We start from the raw sequence: 22,011 nt of genomic DNA on the forward strand, positions 1-22,011 counted from the left end.
ATCCTATGGATAAGCCAACACGGATATTTAGGTATTGCTTTGTAATCTGAGTTCGAGCCCTTGCAAGCGTGCTATCGTGCCAACATCGCACCAAAGTCCCTCAAACAGCCCGCCACTGACTCGGCCTTGAGCCATTTGTGCTCTCAACAACGGACCGAGTGCAAACGCCCCCTGCGGCGTCTGATTAAACAGCGACGGCCGATAAATGCCCATGCCAGAGAAAGTGTATTTAGTCTCACCAAGCTCCTGCACTCGATTGCCATCCAAGGCGAAATCCCCCTGCGGATGCTGCTCAGGATTAGGCACTAGCCACAAATGAGCGAGCGAATCGGCAGCAAGCTGCGTGATTGGCGGTAAGGTATCAATAAACACATCACCATTAATAACCCAAAAGGGCTCATCACTTTCACCCTCTTCACCCTCACACAACAAAGGCAAAGCCCGTTTAATGCCGCCGCCAGTTTCGAGCGCACTCTCTTCGGCGCTATAGCGAATTTGCACCCCAAAAGCACTACCATCGCCCAGCGCCTCAACTAATTTATGCCCTAGCCAAGCATGGTTGATGACGATATCGACTATGCCTAACGCGGCAAGTTTTTCAATATGATAAACAATCAACGGTTTACCTAATACTGGCACCATAGGTTTAGGCATATTATCCGTTAACGGCCGTAACCTCTCACCTCGTCCGGCGGCCAAGATCATGGCTTTCATTGCTTAACCTCAGATAAAGACTGGCTAGCTGTAAACGCAGGCAACACGCGACGAGTCAACCAGTGTGCAAATGGCACGAGTTCGGGATACTGCATGGCGATGTCGACAATATACGTTAATGTCAGTGGAATATCCGCCATATAGGCAGGTTTACTGTCGCGATAATTTAACCGTGCAAAAATCCCCACCGCCTTGATGTGTCGCTGCAAGCCCATGAGATCAAACCAAGTTTGATATTGCTCAACGGGGGTCTGTGTGGGAATAAAACCTAGCGCGAGTGCTTGCTGATAATGGTACTGCATCAAGTCTGCGACTAACGGCTGCGGCCAACGAATATAACAATCACGCAATAGTGATACCACGTCGTAAGTCACAGGGCCGACGACAGCATCCTGAAAATCAATCACACACAATTTGCCTGCTTGCAGCATAAGATTGCGGCTATGGAAATCCCTGTGCATCCCCACACTAGGCTGAGATAGCGCATTGTCGACAAGCAGATCAAAGCTATCGCTTAGCATTTGCAGCTCTGACTCGTCCAATGACAAATTAAGATGAGTGCCGAGAAGCCACTCAGTAAAGATGTGCAATTCACGGCGCACAAAGGCTTCGTCGTACAGCGGTAAGGGCTCAACTAGGCCACTAACAAAATGCTGACTTGCAACCACAGAGGCCACCTGCGGCAATAAATCAAGCGCCTGACGATAATAGTCAGCCACATTATGCGTGTTAAGCACTGATAACAGCTGGGTATCGCCTAAGTCGCTCATCAGCATAAAACCTTGAGCGGCGTCAGCATGGATCACTTTTGGAACTGTCAGTCCCGCGGCAGCATAGGCATTAGATAAGGCAATAAAAGGCGCGATGGGCACCAGTTGTGGCGGTGAATCGGCGGCGATAAAGGAGGCATTGGGCATAGTGATCCGAAAGTAACGTCTAAAACTTGCGTCACCGGAAATCAATACTGGTGTCACCTCATCGGAAAAATAACCATTCAGCCACTGATTTAGGGAAAGAAATCTCGGATCGGATAAAGTCATTTCATGGCTCTTAAAGAAAAATTGCTTTATTATAGCTGGCATATAATTTGGAAACAGCTAAGAAATTGAGAGATTTATTAAGCGTCGTTGCGTTTGTAAATTGCAACTTTCCCCATCCATACTTGTCCAGAATAAGAAATCATAATTACTGACCTAAAGATGCAGATCCGATACCTTCTGGCCCTGAGCCTGTTACCGCAAATAGTCCTGGCAGACGACTCTCCAACCGCTTCGGCATCTCAATGCTTAATCGAACCGCCAGTACCCCGTATCGTATCTCAAACCCAAGGGATGAGTGCGGCTGAACTCAACAAAATTCGTATTGTCTCTGATAACTCTGATGCAGAAATGGGCAAACAAGCCATTTTCCGCGGGGATGTGGTTTTTAGCCAAGGCGATAGACACATAGCAGCCGATGAGGCTATTTTAGATCAAGCGACCGAACAGTTTGATGCCAATGGTAATTTAGTCTTCCAAGACAGTAACTTCACTGTTACCGCCGAATCATTGCAAGCTCAAATGCGCTCCAATCGTGCCACCCTTAAAGGGGCACAATATTGGCTGCATGGCCAACAGGTCCATGGCGATGCCGAAAAACTGCAAATCACCATCAATAACAATTTAATTTTAACCAATACTAACTTCACGACTTGTCCTCCCGACAATGTGTCTTGGCTGCTCGAAGCCGAAAAAATTAAGATCAACAGTGAAGAAGAATGGGGCGAAATTTGGAATGCCAAATTAAGAGTCGGCGGTGTGCCGGTATTCTACATTCCCTATATGACAGTGCCGGTTTCTGATAAACGTAAGTCGGGTTTCCTCTACCCCAGCTTTAGCACCAGTACTACCAATGGCGTCGAATTTTCAGCGCCCTATTACTGGAACATTGCCCCTGAATATGATTTAACCTTTACACCTAACTATATGTCTAACCGTGGATTATTCACTAAGACTGAGTTTGGTTATCTAGCCGGTGATGCCCAGAAAGGCCGAGTCAATTTTGAATACCTTGGCAACGATCAATTGATCAGTGGCAGTCCTAATCGCTACCTGTATAACTGGCAACATCAAGGGGCTATTGACAAAAATTGGCGTGTTTTAGCTAATTTTACTGATGTGTCAGACAACAACTATTTCAATGACTTAAAGTCAGATGTGAACCGTGCTACCGACAACCAATTGTCGCGCATAGGTGAAATCAGCTACTTCGAAAGTAACTGGGATATCAGCACTCGGGTCCAAGACATTAAAGTCCTCGGTGAAGATGAAAAACCGTATCAGGTGATGCCTCAGGTCAACTTTAACTATCGTGCTGCCGATTTTTGGAATAATTTAGATTTTGGTTTTAATTCGGAGCTGACTAATTTTGCCCATCAAGACAACAATGTAAATACGGCGACGCGTTTACATATGGCACCGAGCGTGACTCTGCCGATTCACGGACCTTCGGGCTCACTCACCAGCCAAGTGAAGTTAATGCAGACCAATTATTGGCAACAGAATAACGATCCTAATGAAGATCTGGACGACATAGTAAGCCGAACCATTCCGCAGGTACGGATTAATGGTCAAATCAACTTCGAACGTTTTACTGAGCTTTTCGATCAAAACTACCGCCAAACGCTCGAGCCACAATTTCAATATCTTTATGTCGGCTACGAAGATCAACGCAACATAGGCATTTATGATACAGCTCAATTACAGGACGACTACTTTGGTCTATTCCGTGATCGTCGCTTCTCGGGTCTGGATCGAATTTCCGATGCAAATCAAATTACGCTTGGTTTAACAACTCGCTTGTTCGACGATCACAACCAAGAAGCGACTAAATTTAGCCTAGGGCAAATTTTTTACTTGCAGGACAGTAAAGTCGGTTATGAAGACAATATTTTTGAATCAAATCAATCGACATCAGTACTAGCCGCCGAGTTAGATACACGTTTAACGAATAATTGGTACATGGGGGCGGCAATTCAGTACGACACCAACACCAGTGAAAATAAAAAAACGGAAGTCACTTTAGACTTCAGACCCGAAGCGAACAAATTACTGCAATTTAGCTATCGCTACGTCCCCGATTTATTGAACTCCAATACCAATGATACTGTGAACATCTCCCAAGCGGGCGTTCGTGGTGCTTGGCCTATCAGTGACGATCTCTATTTCGTGGGTAATTGGTATTATGACTTAAACGAAAGCCGCGGCATTGAAACCTACACAGGTATTCAATACGAATCATGCTGTTATGCGGTGCGATTTAGTTATCACTACCGCATTAAAACCAATTATGACGACAACATAGGCTCTGCTGCTATCGACTCCCGTGAGCAATTTGAAAGCGGCTTCTACCTGAACTTAGTCATTAAAGGACTCGGTGGTTCTGGCCCATTAGGCGTATCAGATATGCTCAATGACGGCCTGTTTAACTACAGAAAACCGCTTTATCTGAGGAATTAGCAAAGAATTGTGATAAATTGCTGAACCTCAACAAGGACTGAGAGTCCAAACAGGTTAATGAGTGCCTTACCGTTTGCCTTTTGCTAACGCTAATAAAAGCGGACCTAAAGGGTTAACCATGCACTCAAATGCATCGCCAAAAAATTACATTAGGGCAACTCGCTGTAATTTCGATATAAATGGTAAAGTTATTTCAATTAAGCCGTCGAACCTGACCTTAGAACGTGCCAAGGATTTTGTGGATGAAACCCAGTAAACATCTGATTTTTGCTTTATTTGCACTCGCTATCAGCCAACCTACATTGGCCGCACCTCAGCCACTCGACCGCGTTGCGGTCCAAATTAACGACGGCATAGTGCTCGAAAGTGAAATCGCTAACATGATTGACACTGTTAAAGCCAATGCCAAAACGGCAAACCAATCGTTACCTTCTGACAGTGCCCTGCGTACTCAGGTGATTGAACGTTTGATCTTGACCCGTTTACAACTGCAAATGGCAGATCGTATCGGCCTGCATATTGGTGACTTACAATTAGACCAAGCGATTGAAAACATCGCGCGCGAACAAAAAATGTCTGTGGCCCAGATGCAACAGAAAATTGAAAGCGAAGGGTTAAGCTTTAGCCAATACCGCGAGCAATTACGCGAAGAAATCACCTTAGGTGAAATTCAACGTATTCAAGTACAACGCCGTATCCAAGTGTCACCACAGGAAATTACCAGCCTAGTCAAACTCATCCAAGAACAAGGGATGAAAGATGTGGAATATCAAATTGGCCACATCCTGATTGACGTGCCAAGTAATCCAACCAGTGAACAACTGGAATCCTCGAGTAAACGTGCCAATATCGTTTTGGAGCGTTTGAAGAGTGGTGAAGATTTCCGCCGTACTGCTATCGCGTCTTCTTCGGGTCCTAAAGCACTCGAAGGTGGTATTTGGGACTACATGAACATCAACGAAATGCCAACCCTGTTTGCCGAAGTGATCAACGGCGCGAAAACAGGCGACATTATCGGTCCAATTAAGAGTGGTGCAGGTTTCCATATCATCAAGATCATGGATGCTCGTGGCCTACAAACCAAAGAAATCGAAGAAGTCAGAGCGCGCCACATTTTGCTTAAGCCATCGCCAATTCTGTCGGAAGACCGTGCTAAAGCTATGCTTGAGCAATTCCTGAAACAAATTCGCTCAGGTGAAGCTAAGTTTGAAGACCTAGCGCGTCAATATTCTGAAGATCCTGGTTCAGCCACTAAAGGCGGCGAATTAGGTTGGGCAGAACCAAGCATTTACGTGCCTGAGTTTGCTCAAACTCTTAATAGCTTAAAAACCGACCAGATTAGTGAGCCGTTCCGTACCACCCACGGTTGGCATATCACTCAGTTAGAAGAACGCAGAAAAACCGATGCCACAGATCAATTCAACAGCAACCGTGCGCACCAGTTGATCTTTCGTCGCAAATTTAACGAAGAACTGCAAAACTGGCTAGACGAAATGCGTTCAGACGCATACATTGAAATCTTCCAGCCAGAGACCAATCGAGGTTAATGTTAATTGAGCACTAAACGTATTGCCGTTACCCCTGGTGAACCCGCAGGTATTGGCCCCGATTTAGTCGTACAACTCGCTCAGCAGGCTTGGCCTGCTGAGTTAGTCGTTTGTGCGGATCCAGAATTATTAACCAGCCGTGCTAAACGACTCGGTTTGCAAGTGACTTTCCGCCCTTACCAGCCAAATCAAGCGCCTAAACCGCAAGAAGCGGGCACATTAACCATTGCCCCCTTCAAGCTAGTGACCGAATCGATTTGCGGTCAGCTCGATGAGCAAAACAGCACTTATGTAGTTGAAACCTTGCGTTATGCGGGCGAGAAAAACATGAGCGGCGAGTTTGATGCTGTCGTGACAGGTCCGGTACACAAAGGCATTATCAATCAAGCGGGTATTTCCTTTAGTGGCCATACTGAGTTTTTTGCCCATCAAGCAAATTGCCCAGATGTGGTGATGATGCTGGCAACGCCGGGATTACAAGTGGCACTCGTGACCACACATATTCCACTGGCCTATGTTGCAAAAGCGATAACGCGTCAACGCCTACAACATATTATCAAGATTTTACATGCCGATCTCATCAGCAAATTTGGCATAGTTTCACCGAAAATTTATGTTTGTGGCCTCAATCCACACGCAGGTGAAGACGGCCATTTAGGACGTGAAGAAATCGACGTGATTATTCCTGCACTCAACGAGTTGCGAGAAGAGTTCCAGATGAGTATTGTCGGCCCATTACCGGCCGATACCCTGTTCCAACCTAAATATTTACAGGACGCCGATGTCGTCTTGGCCATGTACCATGACCAAGGACTTCCCGTTCTCAAGTCACAAGGATTTGGCAAATCGGTAAACATCACCTTAGGTTTACCCTATATTCGTACCTCGGTTGACCATGGTACGGCGCTCACACTCGCGGGTACAGGCAAAGCCGATATTGGCAGCTTTGTGTGTGCTCTGAATAAAGCCATTGAGTTATCCTCAAAGAACTAAACGATTACATTATTAATGAGCAACAAAGTACATTTAGGCCACACGGCCAGAAAGCGTTTCGGACAAAACTTCCTTACCGACGGCAATGTGATTGACCGCATTGTGGGCGCAATTGCCCCCGATAATCACCATGTGATGGTCGAGATCGGCCCAGGCCTTGGTGCCTTAACCGAACCCGTAGCCGAAGCTGTAGATAACCTGACCGTCGTCGAACTTGACCGCGATCTAGTTGAACGCTTACATCATCACCCAGTCCTTAAAGATAAACTGACCATTCACCAAGGTGATGCACTGCAGTTTGATTTTGGTCAACTGAGTGTGCCTGGCAAAAAGATGAAAGTGTTTGGTAACTTACCTTACAACATTTCAACGCCGCTGATGTTCCACCTGTTCGAATTTGCCGAACAGATTGAAACCATGCACTTTATGCTGCAAAAAGAAGTGGTACTGCGTTTATCGGCAAGCCCAGGTTGTAAAGCCTATGGCCGTTTAACGGTAATGGCGCAATACTTCTGCCAAGTGGTTCCGGTTCTTGAAGTGCCGCCCCACAGCTTTACGCCCGCGCCTAAGGTCGACTCAGCAGTCGTACGCTTGCTGCCATACGCGGTCAAGCCATTCCCTTGCAAAGATGTGACCGTACTACGTCACCTTTGTACTACGGCGTTCAATATGCGTCGTAAGACTCTGCGTAATAACTTAAAGCACATGTTATCTGACGATGAGTTCGAGCAATTAGGGATTGACTCAAGTCAACGCCCAGAGCAGATTAGCGTGCAGCAGTATGTTGCTATGGCTAACATGGTTTGTGATAAAAAAGCATAAATATATCAGGGCACTTAGGTGCCCTTATACCAAAGCCTAGGAACAAGAATGAGCGCATTGGACACCTCCATTCGGGTTGAAGTTAAAACTGAATATATAGAGCAGCAGTCCTCACCCGAGGATGAAAAATACCTCTTCAGCTATACCATCACTATCATCAATTTAGGGGAGCAGGCGGCAAAACTCGAGACCCGTCACTGGATAATCACAGATGCCAATGGCAATACCAGTGAAGTCCAAGGCGCCGGAGTTGTCGGTGAAACGCCCACCATAGCGCCAAATACCGCCTATCAATACACCAGTGGCACAGTGCTCGATACGCCACTTGGCATAATGCATGGCACTTATGGTATGGTCAGCGAATCGGGTGAGCGTTTCCAAGCGACGATCCGTCCCTTCCGTTTAGCGACCCCAGGCTTACTACATTAATATCGTTAGGAAAGGGGTACTGTGGCGCATTATTTTGTTGGTGATATTCAAGGCTGTTTCGCTGAATTACAAAAATTACTCGCTAAGGTCGATTTTAATCCCTCACGTGATGAACTCTGGGCTGTAGGTGATCTTGTTGCACGTGGACCAGATTCCTTAGCTACACTACGTTTTTTTCGTTCTTTAGGTGATTCCGCTAAAACGGTTTTAGGCAATCACGATCTCCACTTAATGGCGTTACACGGCAAGCTCAAACGAGCTAAGCCCAGCGATAATTTAACTGAAATTCTTGAATCGCCCGACATTTCAGCCTCAATTGACTGGCTGAGGCAGCAACCCCTAATGCGTGAATTACCTGAACACCAACTCATCATGAGTCATGCGGGTGTGCCACCGCAGTGGTCGCTTGAAGTATTAAGAGAAGAAGCCGCACTCGTCAGTTGCGCACTCAAACAAGATGATTATCTTGAGGCACTGATAAGCCAAATGTATTCGGATAGTGCCGAACAATGGGACCCAAGTGCAATTGGCATAGAGCGCCTACGTTACTGCATCAACGCATTAACACGCATGCGCTACCTCTATGTCGATGGCCGACTCGATTTTGATTGTAAACAACCTCCTGAAAACTGTACTAATCCACAACTCAAACCTTGGTTTGAGTTTGCTTCGCCCCTGCGCCAGAGTCACACCTTGGTTTTCGGCCATTGGGCAGCACTGATGGGCAATGTCGGCGATACTAAATTAAAGGCTTTAGATACAGGTTGTTGCTGGGGTGAACACTTAACCCTATGGCATCTTGAAAAAGACCAAAAAATTACGCAAAAAAAGTTAAAAAAGAGTTAAACTAAAATAGCTTAAAGTCGATAACAGACTGAGCCGCCTAACCCTGAAATCACCCTGTTTTCATTTGGAAAAATATAATAAAAATCGGAGTATCCTATGAAATTTAACGTAGCCACCAGAGTGATTGGCGGATTTGGTATTGTCACGCTTTTGCTCGTGGTGCTAGGATTTACATCCTACCTCACCAACAACAGCCTAAAAGCAAGCTCGGCGATGATGCAAGAATTAAGCTTGCCCGCGCTTAAGTCGACCAATCACCTCAGTGAAACCTTGAGTGAGCAACAAAGACAAATCCTGATTGCCTATCACACGCCTAAATCGGCCAATATTCCCAGTATTCGCAAAGTGTTCGATGATCATGGAACTCAGTTCAAAAACGAAATAGCCAACATCACCCAATTAGTCAAAAGCCAGCCAGAGCTCACCTCATTAATCAGCCAATTAAGCGGTAGTTTCTCAAGCTTTGAACGAGACAGCCTTGCTATGATCGCCGAACGTGAAGCTTCATTAAGCAAGCAAGAACAGTTAGTTAATCTAAAGAAAAAACTCGAAAATGCCGCCGATGATGCCTCATCGGAACTGCTCGATATTGTTGATTTAGAAAGCAGTCAAAATCCCGATGAGCAAAGTCTGGCCGCGTCAGCCAGCGCGATTGATACTAGCCTCGGGAATATCATCACCACTATCGCAGATTTAGTCACCAATGAAGAAGACAGTAAGCATGAACTGATCTCTAAAGAACTTGACTACATTATCAGCGAAACCAAGAACAAACTTGAATATGTGAATCGTCACGGTCAAGGTATCGTCGATGCGGATACCTTAAGTTCAGTCACTAAAGATATTGAAAAAGTTTTAGCGCTCGTTACCGGCCCGCAATCTATGTTGCAGCTGAAATCGAGCCAGCTTTCCCATGCTAAAGAAGCTGTGCTCAAACTCGCTATTATCGAAAAAGACGTGAAAGTTATTAATTCCAACATGGATGATGTGAGTAATAACATCGAACTTGTTGCCGCAAACATGAGCAACGACACCATAGCTAAGATTGACTCTGCTAGCATACAAACAATGATTGTGGTGTTAGTTGCCATTGTTGTCGCTGTCATTGTGAGTTTTGCTGTAGTGAACCCGCTCAAACGCTCACTCAGCCAAGTGAACAATGCCCTTAACGTCTTAGCCTCAGGCAACCTTACCCATAAGCTGGATGACTCTGGACACGATGAATTTGCGGAGCTAGCGAAAAACTGCAACCGTCTCGTCGATAGCTTACGCAGTTTGATTATCGGTATCTTGGATAGGTCGAACCAACTGGCCGCGGCAGCTGAACAAACGTCAGCAATCACAGCGCAAACCACCTCAGGTATTCAAGAACAAAAAAGCCAAGTGGACCAAGTGGCCACTGCAACCACAGAACTGAGCTCTAGCGCGCAACAAGTGTCGTTAAGTGCCGATCAAGCCCTTGAGCAAATCAAGCAAGCCGACCAAGAAACTCAGCATATGCGCGCCATTGCCGAAGAGAACAAACTGACTATTTTGGCTTTAGCCGATGAAGTGGCAAAGGCAGGCGTTGTGATCAATAAAGTGCAGTCTGATAGCGCCTCAATTGGCTCAATTTTGGATGTGATCCGTGGCATTGCAGAGCAGACTAACCTACTCGCCCTTAACGCCGCCATTGAAGCTGCTAGAGCCGGTGAACAAGGTCGTGGTTTTGCGGTAGTTGCCGATGAAGTCCGTAGCTTAGCCTCACGTACTCAAGTATCGACCCGAGAGATCCAACAGATGATCGAAGTGTTGCAACAAGGTGCAGAGCAAGCCGTTGCCGCCATGGATATGGGACGTGCTCAGGCAAATGCCTGTGTTGAAAAAACTGAGCAAGCCAACATTGCCCTCGAAACCATTAGCCAGTCTGTGCATAAGGCCTATGACTCAGGCACTCATATCGCCCATGCTGCTCAAGAGCAGAATTTAGTGAGTCAGCAAGTGTCTGAAAAACTGGAGCATATTGCTGCCATTTCGGAAGAAACGGCTATCGGCGCAGATCAAACGGCTCAGTCTAGCCATCAAGTTGCCAAACTAGCCGAAGAGCTTCAAGCCTCAGTCGGCGAATTTAGAGTCTAAATGTTAATTGCTAAAATCTTCTAAACCAAGGGTCGCTTAGCGGCCCTTTTTTTGCGCCAAATTTACTTTCCCTATCATACCAATCACTCGGTCTGACCGACTTAGTGCAAATTAGGGCCATAAAAAATGCCGAACTTAAGTTCGGCATTTTTTCTGATTCAAGGCAAGATGTTTAATGCAAAGCGCTTAATACTAGACTCTTAACGCTAATGGCTTAAACCAATTGCTTAATACTCGTCACTTAATATTACTAAGCTGCAAATAGAGCTAAAGTGCCGCTAGTTCGGTGCAACGAGTCCAGCTCAGCGATTACTCTTCTTCGCCGCCCGCAGCAGCGCCAAGACGCTCTTTCACTGCAGCAGTGATAGGGCTATCACCATGACCGTTTGCTTCAGCCCAAGCTTGGATAGTCATACCATCGGCTTCAGCGACACTCAGTTCCGTCACTGACAAACGTTTAGCCACAAACTCACCGGCATCATTAGCACTCGCGCCGTAAGCGGTACGCAATAGACTTGCGCCATCGCAACTGATGCCACTGTAAATCTGACGTAGCTTAACGCGGCTTTCTTTTAATTTTTTACGTAGGCGGTTTTTATCGTTAGCTTTTACGTAATCGCAAATACTCGCGACAAGTGGATCAACGCCCGCAACAGCAGGGGTTGGTACAGTGATATAGCTAAATCCAATTAACGCAGCCAAGGCTACAGGCATAAGACGCATCCGATACTCCTTAATACTTTCTTATAGTTTTATTATCAATTTTGTATGGGCTGCATCTCGTCTCTAAAGGGTATTGACCTCTTGGCTTTAGCTCTCGTTCGAAATCTAGGATAACGAAATCGGCTATCTCTTCTTTCCGTGAAAACTAAATGTCCGATATGATGCAATACGTTAGATAAACTGACACCCCATACACACTGGGTACACAACAGAGGCTGCAATTTAACATTTTTTCACCAAATTGATAAAGCGATATTCCAAACCATCCGCATTTATACTAGACAAAGATTCCGTTTCTTTCCAAGTTCCGTCATCCCAATGGGGAAAAAATGTATCGCCCTCAACTTCTAGCTTGATTTGCGTCAAATATAAGGTATCTGCGTAAGGTAATAACTCGGCATAAAGCTGACCGCCACCAATTACCACTAACTCTTCACACTCGCCGGCGGCTTGTTTGGCTGCATCAAAAGAGGTCACACAGGTCACTCCCTCAATGACGAGATCCGTTTGACGTGAAATCACTATGTTATGTCGGCCAGGAAGGGGTCTACCAATGGACTCAAAGGTCTTACGCCCCATCACCACAGGCTTACCTAGGGTCATGGCTTTAAAGTGACGTAGATCTTCTGGAAGATGCCATGGCATTTTATTCTCTTTTCCGATGACTCGGTTGTTTGCCATCGCGGCTATCATAGCAATGCGCATGCTCACTCCTGTTTTATTGAAATAGAATTATTGAATGACGGGGCGGGTTCTGAAATACAGCAAGCTCGGCATAGCCAGCCCCACAGCTAACGCCCCGAGAATAAAGACGGTTTTGAGGCCATTACTAATCACTTGTGCCGTCAGTTCAGGGCTCACCTGAGACTGGGCAGTCAGTTGCACTAAGGCAATGACAGTATTAAAGGCATAAGTGCCAGGGATCATAGGAATAATAGCGGCGACAGCATACATTAAAGGTGGCGCTAAGTGGCGCTTTCCAAACCCTATGGTAATAATCCCGACGATAGCAGCCGCGGCAAAGGTGGCCCACTCAATTGGTAAACCAAACTGTAGCATTAAGGTGCGCGAGCTATGACCAATGGCTCCCGCTATAGCGCAATAGGGAAGAAATCGTTTAGGAACATTAAACACCATAGCAAATCCTACGGCGGGGATTGCTGAGAAAAAAGCATCGTGCAACAGCGTTATCAGTAATTCCATCATAGGAAAATCCCGCCGATCTGCATCGCGATCGTAATCCCGATGACCGAAGAAACGGTCAACAAAGTCGCATGGCCCCAACGGGAAATGCCGACATTCATATGCCCTTTCACCATATCCGATATCGCATTGATCATCGGAAAACCAGGCACTAGCATTAGCACACTCGCTGCCATTGCTGCCTTAGGGGTTTCACTCAATTCAAACACATAGCCCGTCTGAGCCAACATGCTGGTGACAAAAGCGGTGACGGCAAAGTTAATCAATAAATTAAAATGCCGTTTAGCAATCGCTAAACGTACAGACATACCCACTGCTGCGGCAAAAAAGGTAATCACACACGAGATAAGATCACCATTAAACAGGTGACAAAAACTAGCACAAGACAGGCCAATCATGAAGACAACTAAGCTTGGAGGATAGCTTTTAGGCTCAATCCGCGCCAAACGTTTACGCACTTCATTGGGGCCATACAGCCCTTTTTCAGCTAATAAACAGATGCGTTGCAATTCACAAACTATGGTCATATTAATGCCATGCTCACGGATGCGACGAGTCGTAGTGATGCATCGACCATGAACCAAACTGGTTAATACGAGGGAATTGGAGGAAATGGAGAGTTCTACGCTGGCAAGGCCTAAAGCCTGACCTAGACGCTGGCTGATTTCTTCAACTAAATCAGATTCTGCGCCGTAGGCCAGTAGCAGTTGTGCAGCACGCACAACTTGCCGAGTAATATCATTTTGAGTATCTGCGTACACTGAACTCTCAAAATTAGGACGTTAAGATTATCTCTGGTAAATAACTTCTACGTCGTAGTCGTCATCATCAAAGTCGTCGTCATCATCTTCATCAACATAGTCTTCATTTAATGAATCAAGGTTGGCTTGATGATAATTATCCCACTTGAACTCGACTTCACTATCTGGGTCAACCTCATTGTCTTCTGGTGGCAGGCTCGCAATATAATCGAGGAGTTTTAATGCCAACTCATTAGTGCCGTCGCGGTTGTAGGCAGAAATCGTGTAAACGTCACCTTCCCAACCCATTTCTTTAACGATACGGTCAACCTTTTCTTGCAGCTCTTCTTCGAGCAGCAAATCGGTTTTGTTAAAGACTAACCAACGCGGCTTGCTCGCCAACTTTGGAGAATACTTCTCAAGCTCACCAACAATAGCGCGCGCAGACTCAACCGGATCGGTTCCGTCAATCGGCTCAATATCGATGATGTGCAGCAGAATACGGCAACGCTCAAGATGCTTTAAGAAGCGAATACCTAAACCCGCACCATCGGCAGCGCCTTCGATGAGACCTGGAATATCCGCAATCACAAAGCTTTGACCAGGACGTGGATTAACCACACCTAAGTTAGGCACTAGTGTTGTAAACGGATAATCAGCCACTTTCGGCGTTGCACGGGAAACCGCACGAATGAATGTCGACTTACCCGCGTTAGGCATGCCAAGCAAACCAACGTCAGCCAGCAGTAACAACTCTAATTTAAGGCTGCGTACTTCACCGGGTGTTCCTAACGTCTTTTGACGTGGAGCACGGTTAGTACTGCTCTTAAAACGGGTGTTACCTAAACCATGGAAACCACCTTTGGCAACCAATAGCTTTTGACCGTGGGTCGTTAAATCCCCAAGGACTTCTTCAGTATCATGATCGACCGCGCGAGTACCAACAGGAACTTTCAAGATCAGATCTTTACCGCTGTGACCGGTACAATCACGGCCACGACCATTTTCGCCACGCTCAGCCATGTGAAAACGTTCAAAACGGAACTCGATCAAAGTGTTGAAGTTTTCGTCAGCTTGCAGGAAAACACTGCCACCGTCGCCACCATCACCACCATCAGGACCACCATCAGGTACATACTTTTCGCGCCTAAAGCTAACACAACCGCTACCGCCGTCGCCTGCTTCGACCCTAATTACTGCCTCATCGACAAACTTCATACTTACTCCTGGCACCACTGAATGAAGCAATTATACCGTCTAACTTCATTGGTCGCCAAAAAACTCGAGATACTTTGCTCCCAATCTTACCTGTCAATGCTCATTCTTGGTAATCATTTACCAACTCAAGCATCTACACGGCGTAAATAGAAGCACAAAAAACAGAAAGCCCCACCAATGGCGGGGCTTTAACAGTATAAGCTAGGTTCGAAAATTAAGCTTCGATGCTAATAAACTTACGGTTATTAGCGCCTTTAACTTCGAATTTCACTTTACCGTCAGTCAGAGCAAACAGAGTATGGTCACGACCAATACCTACGTTTACACCAGCGTGGAATTTAGTACCACGTTGACGAACGATAATGTTACCAGCTAGAACTGATTCACCGCCAAAGCGCTTAACACCTAGACGTTTACTTTCTGAATCGCGGCCGTTACGAGTAGAACCGCCAGCTTTTTTATGTGCCATGAGTTAGACTCCTATTATGCGTTGATAGCAGTAATTTTAACTTCAGTGAACCACTGACGGTGGCCCATTTTCTTGTCGTGATGCTTACGACGACGGAACTTAACGATAGTTACTTTATCGCCACGACCGTGACTTACAACTTCAGCAACGACTTTACCGCCAGCTACTAAAGGAGCACCAACATGCACTGTTTCGCCATCAGCGATCAAAAGAACTTGATCGAATTCGATAGTTTCACCAGTTGCAACTTCTAACTTTTCTAAACGAACAGTGTGGCCTTCGGCTACACGGTGTTGTTTACCACCACTTTGAAAAACAGCGTACATAGCTATTTTACTCCAATTCCTAACACGCGGGCTCATTCTTGGATGAGGCAGGGTGCTATAAAAACTTTATTGACAATGGGCGCGGAGTTTACGCGAAGAATCTAACTCTGGCAAGCCCTAATTAGGAAAGAATAAAAAAAGACCGGATTAACTCTCACATTAGTTGAGCTAGTGCTGTCATATGTCAGAATTTTAGGTAAAATTCATTTCATTATAACACGTGAGCCTAAACAGGGGCCGGTACGTAATGACCCCACAACCAGAGTCTACTATGGATTTAAACGCTATTCGTCAACTGGCTGACACTGATATGCAAGCAGTCAATCAGCTGATATATAAACAGCTTGAATCAGATGTCGCCCTAATTAATCAATTAGGTTTTTACATTATTAATGGTGGTGGTAAACGTCTTCGTCCTCTGCTGTCGGTATTAGCCGCACGTGCGGTGAGCTACGAAGGCGAAGCGCATCTTAAGCTAGCGGCGATTATTGAGTTTATCCATACGGCCTCATTGCTCCACGATGATGTAGTTGATGAATCGACATTGCGCCGCGGACGAGAAACCGCCAACGCACTGTTCGGCAATAGCGCCAGCGTGCTGGTCGGGGATTTTCTTTATACCCGTTCATTCCAGATGATGACTGAACTCGACAGCATGAAAGTGCTCAGAGTGTTAGCGGATACCACGAACGTGTTGGCCGAGGGCGAAGTCTTACAACTGATGAATTGCAACGATCCTGATACCACAGAAGAAAGCTATATGCGGGTCATTTATTGTAAAACAGCTAAGTTGTTTGAAGCGGCTACTCTGCTTGCGGGTGTGTTAGCGGGTGCGACGCCAGAGCAAGAAACCGCCTTAGGTAACTATGGTAAGTATCTTGGTACCGCCTTCCAGCTTACCGACGATTTACTCGACTATACCGCCGACAGTGATGAGCTAGGCAAAAACATAGGTGATGACCTTGCTGAAGGTAAACCAACTCTGCCACTCATCTATGCCATTGCCCATGGCACAGACGAAGAGAAACACCTCATACGTCAAGCAATTGAGCAAGGCGATGGTACACAGGCCATAGATAAAATAGTGGCAGCACTGCACCATTGCGGCGCGTTAAACTACACCCAGCAAAAAGCGATTGAAGAATCAGAGAAAGCCATCGAGGCATTATCGATTCTACCCGACAGCGACTACAAGCAAGCCTTAGTTGCGCTAGCTAAGATTTCGGTCGACCGTAATCATTGATTACTCGCTAATTCATTTTTAGCCCAAAGAAAAGGTCTTACTCAGTAAGACCTTTTTTATTGCCTCAAACTCGCAACCCTAAGATTAAACCTGCCAGCGGATCGGCGCCTCGCCCCGCTCAAGTAATAATTGATTCACTTGAGAAAAATGCCCACAGCCAAAGAAACCACGATAAGCCGATAAAGGTGAAGGATGCGGCCCAGTAAGCACTTGATGTTGCAGTGCAGTAATCACTTGACCTTTTTTGATGGCGTGACTGCCCCAAAGCACGAAGATAACCGGCTGTGTCTGGCGATTCAATAATTCCAGCACTGCAGTCGTAAACACTTCCCAGCCCGCTTTGGCATGGGAATGTGCCTTACCTTGCTCAACGGTTAATACCGTATTGAGCATTAAGATCCCCTGCTCCGCCCATGCGGATAAATCCCCGTGGGATGGAATGGTAAAGCCATCAATATCCGTCGCTAATTCCTTGTACATATTGGCTAAGGAAGGCGGCGGTTTAATACCGCGCTTAACCGAAAAGCATAAACCATGGGCTTGATCTGGGCCGTGATAGGGATCTTGGCCAATCAATACCACTTTGACCTTTTCAAGCGGAGTCATAGTAAAAGCATTAAAAACATCAGCTTCGGGTGGATAAACCACTTTCCCAACCCTACGTTCATTGTCTACAAACGCACTTAGTTGCTGAAAATAAGGCAAAGCCCTTTGCCCATCGATAAATGTTTGCCATGTCACCTGAGTCACGATTTTACTTCCTCAATCCTATTATCGGGCTAGCTTAAAAGTCCTGCTGTAGAATGGCAAGTTTGAAGGTTATGCTTGTCGATGAGTGATAAGGCTATGTTTGCAGTGTTTCACTTTAAGACTTTCAATTTAAAACATTCGAATTTAAATGCTATAGTGCGCCCATTCTCGCACTGTCTAATACGCCATGATGATCCAACATTCTGATAAATTGATACAACGACATCAAACGGGTTTCACCTTAGTAGAGCTTGTGGTGGTCATCATAGTGCTCGGTATTTTAGCGGTAGTGGCCCTGCCAAAATTTATCAATGTGCAGCAAGATGCGCAAATCGCCACAGTCAAAGCCGCAGGCGGTGGCTTTAAGTCAGCCATCAATCTGGCGCGCTCCGTTTGGGCGGTAAAAGTGGGCTCAGGTCCAAAAGAAGACTTACCCGTATTTGGCACGGCGCAATCAGAACAAGTGGATTTCAACGCCTTCGGCTGGCCTGCACAGCACTATATCTTTGGTAATGAAGCCTCTCCGTCGCTTGATAATGTCGAAGACTGTATCTCAGTATGGGAAGTGTTATTCCAAAATACTCAACCGAGTGTCTCGCGCTTAAATGTTGATGCGACAGAAACCGACTACAAAGCCAGTTATACCAATCCTGGCAAGTGCACTTATTTCTATCGAACAAACGACAAACTCTCGATCAGTTATGACTCCCAAACCGGAGTCGTCATTACCGACACAGATCCCAATAGTTAATGCCTGACGATTCCTTCTTACGTCAATTAAGTTAGAATCGAACTTTAATCTGTTACTTTTTAGAGTGAACGCCATGACCGACACGAGCAACACCACCATTTACGAACTTGCCGATCAGTTTATTGCCTTAGCCAATCAGCTAAGCCAACAAGAAGCAGATGTAGGTAAAGTTGGCACGGCACTGCGTTTTGCCGCGGCACGTTTTAACGCCTTCGAAGCCGCGATTAAATCAGCGGATCTCGGCGCCGAGAAAGAAAGCGCATTAGAATGGTTTAGCAGTGAATTCAAAGAAATGCTGAGTGACAACTTAGACGATCACATCGCGAATCCGCCGATTCTCCAAGAAGCGGTGGCAGAAGAGACCGACAATTCAGTGCAAATGTTTAAAGGCTAAGCACGCCCTTCATGCATAGCGAAAACATAAAAAACGCCATCGATTGATGGCGTTTTTGTTTGTTGAAACAGATGACCTGCAATAAGTAACTAAAGCGTGTACACCACGCGGATCGCTAGCAGTATCAATACCACGCCAGACAACTTATCAATTAACCCAGCCTTTTCCCGTAACTTAGGCAACACGCTTGAGTGGGATAACAATAAAGCGATAAGCGTGTACCAAAGGCCATCGACCACCAATGGGGTAAAAACGATTAAGGCTTTAGCTGTCATGCTGTCGGCCACCATCACGAATTGGCTGAATAATGCGAGGAAAAATAGCATGATTTTAGGATTGAATAAGGAAATGGCGATACCATCACGGGCGGCGGTCAAGGTATCTGTCGCCTCCCCTGCGGCCAATTTAGCTTGCATACCGCCCTTGGAACGCAGCGCCTGAACTCCCATCCAAGCCAGATACAAAGCACCGAGAATCGCAATGCCATTAAAGACTAAGGGCGCCTTTTTAAGTACGACGGCTAAGCCGAGTAACGTCACCAACGCATAAATCCCAATGCCCATTGAATGTGCCCACGCGCAAACTATACCCTTGCCCCGTCCACCGCCTAAGGTATGGCGCACCACCATAGCTAAACTTGGGCCCGGCGACATAGCCCCCAAACAACAAATAGCCAATAAACCTAACCAAGTACTAAAACTCATTGAACACACCTTACGCCGAATAAAAAGGCCCCTTTGATGTAGATAAACTCTGGGGCCTTAACTTGTTTGCTATTCTAGCATTGCGCCATTAAGGCGTTAACGCTAATCCATCCGTTTGTCGATAAATTAACGGCTATTTAGGATGATAAAAAGCACGGATATCCTTCACTAACAGAGTTAAGGATTCGGGCTCAACGTACATCATGTGCCCCGCTTTATAGTAATGCATACTCACACGACTATTATCTATGCCGTTATCGGCAAAGGTATTTTCGGTGGCAAAAAATGGTGTCGCAAAGTCAAAGTAACCGTTGCCGACAAAAATCCGCAGATCTTTGTTCTCACGCTGCGCTTGGCCAAGATAAGGCGCGACGTTGACATAGTGCATCTGCTTGCCACTGATATTCCAATTCCAACTCCGGTTCACATCAACAGAAAGTACATTGAAAGGACGGGATAAGGTCACGCCCAAATCGTCATACAGATATTGATGCATGGCAGCAGTATAAGCGCCATCAATCCCATAACCTGATGGATCATCATCGGTTGAGTCGCCGCCACTGTCGTAGTCTTTACCTGTGTAGCGGCTGTCTAAGCGTCCTATCGTCAAATCTTGATCTCTGAGCAGCTCCTTAGTGTATCGACTGGCGCTCACGCGCAAATTAACACGATCTAAATAGTGCTCACTTAAACACGTAAAGCGCGCCAAGCTTTGACGTACAGCTTGATATGCCTCGGGTGTTAAGCGGCTGCCTTGCAACAACGCGAGGGCATAATCTTTGATCGCAAATTGGCGCGCCTCCTCAATAAAGGCCTCCAGCCCCAAGGCTTTATCCGCAGCGCTGACTTTATTATGGTAAAAAGCCGTCGCCGCCATGGTCGGTAAAAAACCAATGTATGGTTGATTATTACCCGGTTGGTAGCGGGCATGACTAAAATCGAGAATGGATGAAATCAGCATAATTCCATTGACCGAAATGTCAGTCCAACCTCCCTGCAATTCATTCACAAGTGCTGCCGCGCGAGTAGTACCGTAACTCTCGCCGGCCAAATATTTAGGGGAGTTCCAACGTTTATGCTCAATCAACCAGCGGCGAATAAACTCGGCTATCGACTGGGCATCTTCTTTCACGCCCCAAAAATCCGCACCTTTTTTATCGCCCAAAGCGCGGCTAAAGCCAGTACCTACGGGATCGATGAACACAAGATCGGACTCATCGAGCATAGAGTAATCGTTTGACTCAATGCGATAAGGTGCTGCGCCATCGTCCTTTGCATCTGGTACCACCACACGTTTAGGACCGAATAAGCCCATGTGCAACCAAAGTGAGGCCGAACCCGGACCGCCGTTAAAGATAAAAGTGACTGGGCGTGTACTGCTATCTTTAACATCGTTACGTAAATAGGTAATAGAGAAAATACTCGCCAGCGGCTCGTCTTTATCATCCTTTAAAATAATCTCGCCACTTATCGCTTGGTAACTGACTTTTTGCCCTTGAATCGTCATCTTATGCTCGGTTTTAACCACCTCAGGGACAAGCTTGTCGGCTTTATCTTCGGCCTTTTTGGCGGGTTCGGCATAGCTCAGGCTCGAGCAGAATACGATCAACGGCAACAGTAATAATGACCAAAGCGGCCTAGCCGACGAGCGTCGACGCGATAGTAAAGGTGTCATCTTATTTCCTTTTATTTTTGTTATAGCGGTAACTATCATCTTGCCCAGCTTACAAAGACTCAACAGCAGGCGCAAAACACAATTGCAACTGAATGCGTCAAAGGGCAGCTCAAATGAAATCCCATAAATTCACGCTGATTTAAGCCGTTAACCGCTAAGATAAGCACGAATCTAAGTCTGTATTCCTAAGCCTCTATGTTTAATAAAGGCACGCCATTCTCCAGCAGGAAATTTTATGAGCACTATTACTCTGATCAGTATTGTCATTCTTTGTCTATTAATCGGCGCTATCTTGCTGCTGATTTGGCAAAGACAAAAAGGAAAAACCATACCGCTGGCGGTGATATTTGTACTGGGATTTTTCGCCTTAGGACTTGGCGCTATTATTGGATTTGTGCATAAAGGCGAGGATTATCAAGCCTATCAAAAACTGCAATGGCACACCTTAGCGCCCGAGCAAATTGCGCCTCTGGTTGCCCAAGGCTATACAGTGTTTGTCGATATCACTTCAGATTGGTGCACCATTTGCCAAACCAATAAAGCCGAAGTCACCCACAGGGAACAAATTGTGAATGCCTTAATGGCAGACAACATTATCCTGATGCAAGGCAACTGGAGTGAGGCCAACAAAACGATTGAAAGCTATATGCGCCATGAAGGTGTACCTGGTACGCCCTACAATAAAATCTACGGTCCAAGCGCACCCAATGGCATTCTTTTGCCGTCAAAACTCAGTATGAGTGATGTGCTGAATGGCCTTGCTGCCGCACAAACGAATCGCAGCTAACGGAAAAACAACCAATAAAAAAGGCTGCACTGCAGCCTTTTTGCTCACTTCACTTCAAATCT

General features: G+C 46.1%; 23 protein-coding genes. 11 read left to right on the forward strand and 12 right to left on the reverse strand.

Annotated features, from left to right (window positions below; all coding sequences use genetic code 11):
* Positions 1 to 27 precede the first annotated feature (27 nt).
* Both murU and Q4Q49_RS05875 read right to left on the reverse strand, forming a co-directional pair.
* Entirely contained in the window at positions 28 to 714 is a 687-nt protein-coding gene (gene murU / locus Q4Q49_RS05870; RefSeq protein ID WP_107402466.1) for an N-acetylmuramate alpha-1-phosphate uridylyltransferase MurU, read from the reverse strand.
* Positions 711 to 1,754, reverse strand: a complete 1,044-nt coding sequence (locus tag Q4Q49_RS05875; protein WP_311998869.1) for a phosphotransferase — start codon at positions 1,752 to 1,754, stop codon at positions 711 to 713. Before Q4Q49_RS05875 ends, murU begins: the two co-directional genes overlap by 4 nt.
* A 159-nt stretch (positions 1,755 to 1,913) precedes the next feature.
* On the opposite strand from Q4Q49_RS05875, the gene lptD reads away from it, so the two are divergent.
* The 7 genes from lptD to Q4Q49_RS05910 all read left to right on the forward strand — a co-directional run bounded on the left by lptD (position 1,914) and on the right by Q4Q49_RS05910 (position 10,966).
* Positions 1,914 to 4,211 carry an LPS assembly protein LptD gene (gene lptD / locus Q4Q49_RS05880; protein WP_311998870.1) on the forward strand — a complete coding sequence of 766 codons (2,298 nt, stop codon included), beginning with the start codon at positions 1,914 to 1,916 and terminating at the stop codon, positions 4,209 to 4,211.
* A gap of 242 nt (positions 4,212 to 4,453) precedes the next feature.
* A complete protein-coding gene (surA, locus tag Q4Q49_RS05885; protein ID WP_106649686.1) occupies positions 4,454 to 5,758 on the forward strand; it encodes a peptidylprolyl isomerase SurA in 1,305 nt (434 codons plus the stop codon).
* Between the two features lie 6 nt (positions 5,759 to 5,764).
* Positions 5,765 to 6,751 (forward strand): 4-hydroxythreonine-4-phosphate dehydrogenase PdxA, encoded by a 987-nt coding sequence (gene pdxA, locus Q4Q49_RS05890; protein ID WP_311989063.1) that lies wholly within the window; start codon positions 5,765 to 5,767, stop codon positions 6,749 to 6,751.
* A 15-nt stretch (positions 6,752 to 6,766) separates the two neighbouring features.
* Positions 6,767 to 7,573, forward strand: a complete 807-nt coding sequence (gene rsmA / locus Q4Q49_RS05895) for a 16S rRNA (adenine(1518)-N(6)/adenine(1519)-N(6))-dimethyltransferase RsmA (RefSeq protein WP_006085825.1) — start codon at positions 6,767 to 6,769, stop codon at positions 7,571 to 7,573.
* Between the two features lie 48 nt (positions 7,574 to 7,621).
* A complete protein-coding gene (gene apaG, locus Q4Q49_RS05900) occupies positions 7,622 to 8,002 on the forward strand; it encodes a Co2+/Mg2+ efflux protein ApaG (protein WP_028761528.1) in 381 nt (126 codons plus the stop codon).
* A 21-nt stretch (positions 8,003 to 8,023) separates the two neighbouring features.
* Positions 8,024 to 8,848: a symmetrical bis(5'-nucleosyl)-tetraphosphatase gene (locus Q4Q49_RS05905; RefSeq protein WP_259569714.1), complete on the forward strand. Its 825-nt coding sequence runs from the start codon at positions 8,024 to 8,026 to the stop codon at positions 8,846 to 8,848.
* Positions 8,849 to 8,944: 96 nt separating this feature from the next.
* A complete protein-coding gene (locus tag Q4Q49_RS05910) occupies positions 8,945 to 10,966 on the forward strand; it encodes a methyl-accepting chemotaxis protein (RefSeq protein WP_107946707.1) in 2,022 nt (673 codons plus the stop codon).
* A gap of 309 nt (positions 10,967 to 11,275) precedes the next feature.
* Here Q4Q49_RS05910 and Q4Q49_RS05915 read toward each other — a convergent pair whose 3' ends face one another.
* The 7 genes from Q4Q49_RS05915 to rplU form a co-directional block, all read right to left on the reverse strand.
* On the reverse strand, positions 11,276 to 11,689 hold the full coding sequence (locus tag Q4Q49_RS05915; protein WP_006080534.1) for a DUF3718 domain-containing protein: 414 nt from the start codon (positions 11,687 to 11,689) through the stop codon (positions 11,276 to 11,278).
* A 222-nt stretch (positions 11,690 to 11,911) separates the two neighbouring features.
* Entirely contained in the window at positions 11,912 to 12,394 is a 483-nt protein-coding gene (folA, locus tag Q4Q49_RS05920; RefSeq protein WP_006085830.1) for a type 3 dihydrofolate reductase, read from the reverse strand.
* A 27-nt stretch (positions 12,395 to 12,421) separates the two neighbouring features.
* Positions 12,422 to 12,895, reverse strand: coding sequence for a threonine/serine exporter family protein (locus tag Q4Q49_RS05925; protein ID WP_106649679.1), 474 nt, complete (start codon positions 12,893 to 12,895; stop codon positions 12,422 to 12,424).
* Positions 12,892 to 13,653: a threonine/serine exporter family protein gene (locus Q4Q49_RS05930; protein ID WP_220777047.1), complete on the reverse strand. Its 762-nt coding sequence runs from the start codon at positions 13,651 to 13,653 to the stop codon at positions 12,892 to 12,894. The genes Q4Q49_RS05925 and Q4Q49_RS05930 overlap by 4 nt, the downstream gene beginning before the upstream one ends.
* Before the next feature lie 27 nt (positions 13,654 to 13,680).
* Complete coding sequence (gene cgtA, locus Q4Q49_RS05935) at positions 13,681 to 14,850, reverse strand: Obg family GTPase CgtA (protein WP_106649677.1); 1,170 nt, start codon at positions 14,848 to 14,850, stop codon at positions 13,681 to 13,683.
* A 214-nt stretch (positions 14,851 to 15,064) separates the two neighbouring features.
* A complete protein-coding gene (rpmA, locus tag Q4Q49_RS05940) occupies positions 15,065 to 15,319 on the reverse strand; it encodes a 50S ribosomal protein L27 (RefSeq protein WP_006080527.1) in 255 nt (84 codons plus the stop codon).
* A gap of 14 nt (positions 15,320 to 15,333) precedes the next feature.
* Positions 15,334 to 15,645, reverse strand: coding sequence for a 50S ribosomal protein L21 (gene rplU, locus Q4Q49_RS05945; protein WP_006080526.1), 312 nt, complete (start codon positions 15,643 to 15,645; stop codon positions 15,334 to 15,336).
* Positions 15,646 to 15,916: 271 nt separating this feature from the next.
* Between rplU and ispB the strand changes: the two genes are divergently transcribed.
* Entirely contained in the window at positions 15,917 to 16,888 is a 972-nt protein-coding gene (gene ispB, locus Q4Q49_RS05950; protein WP_037391117.1) for an octaprenyl diphosphate synthase, read from the forward strand.
* Between the two features lie 84 nt (positions 16,889 to 16,972).
* Here the strand turns inward: ispB and ung are convergent, their stop codons facing one another.
* The gene (ung, locus tag Q4Q49_RS05955; RefSeq protein ID WP_311998871.1) at positions 16,973 to 17,638 is read right to left on the reverse strand and encodes a uracil-DNA glycosylase; all 666 of its coding nucleotides are present in this window, start codon (positions 17,636 to 17,638) and stop codon (positions 16,973 to 16,975) included.
* A 187-nt stretch (positions 17,639 to 17,825) separates the two neighbouring features.
* Here ung and Q4Q49_RS05960 point away from each other — a divergent pair, with 187 nt between their 5' ends.
* A complete protein-coding gene (locus Q4Q49_RS05960; protein WP_311998872.1) occupies positions 17,826 to 18,389 on the forward strand; it encodes a prepilin-type N-terminal cleavage/methylation domain-containing protein in 564 nt (187 codons plus the stop codon).
* A gap of 73 nt (positions 18,390 to 18,462) precedes the next feature.
* Positions 18,463 to 18,783, forward strand: a complete 321-nt coding sequence (locus tag Q4Q49_RS05965; protein WP_106649673.1) for a DUF3144 domain-containing protein — start codon at positions 18,463 to 18,465, stop codon at positions 18,781 to 18,783.
* Positions 18,784 to 18,872: 89 nt separating this feature from the next.
* Here the strand turns inward: Q4Q49_RS05965 and Q4Q49_RS05970 are convergent, their stop codons facing one another.
* Both Q4Q49_RS05970 and Q4Q49_RS05975 read right to left on the reverse strand, forming a co-directional pair.
* Complete coding sequence (locus Q4Q49_RS05970) at positions 18,873 to 19,487, reverse strand: LysE family translocator (protein WP_283629896.1); 615 nt, start codon at positions 19,485 to 19,487, stop codon at positions 18,873 to 18,875.
* Between the two features lie 133 nt (positions 19,488 to 19,620).
* The gene (locus tag Q4Q49_RS05975; RefSeq protein WP_311998873.1) at positions 19,621 to 21,162 is read right to left on the reverse strand and encodes a S10 family serine carboxypeptidase-like protein; all 1,542 of its coding nucleotides are present in this window, start codon (positions 21,160 to 21,162) and stop codon (positions 19,621 to 19,623) included.
* Between the two features lie 235 nt (positions 21,163 to 21,397).
* Here Q4Q49_RS05975 and Q4Q49_RS05980 point away from each other — a divergent pair, with 235 nt between their 5' ends.
* Complete coding sequence (locus Q4Q49_RS05980) at positions 21,398 to 21,949, forward strand: thioredoxin family protein (protein WP_006085835.1); 552 nt, start codon at positions 21,398 to 21,400, stop codon at positions 21,947 to 21,949.
* Positions 21,950 to 22,011: the final 62 nt, after the last annotated feature.

The sequence above is a fragment of the Shewanella sp. SP1S1-7 genome (assembly GCF_031932105.1).
In the GTDB taxonomy this organism is placed as follows: domain Bacteria; phylum Pseudomonadota; class Gammaproteobacteria; order Enterobacterales; family Shewanellaceae; genus Shewanella; species Shewanella baltica.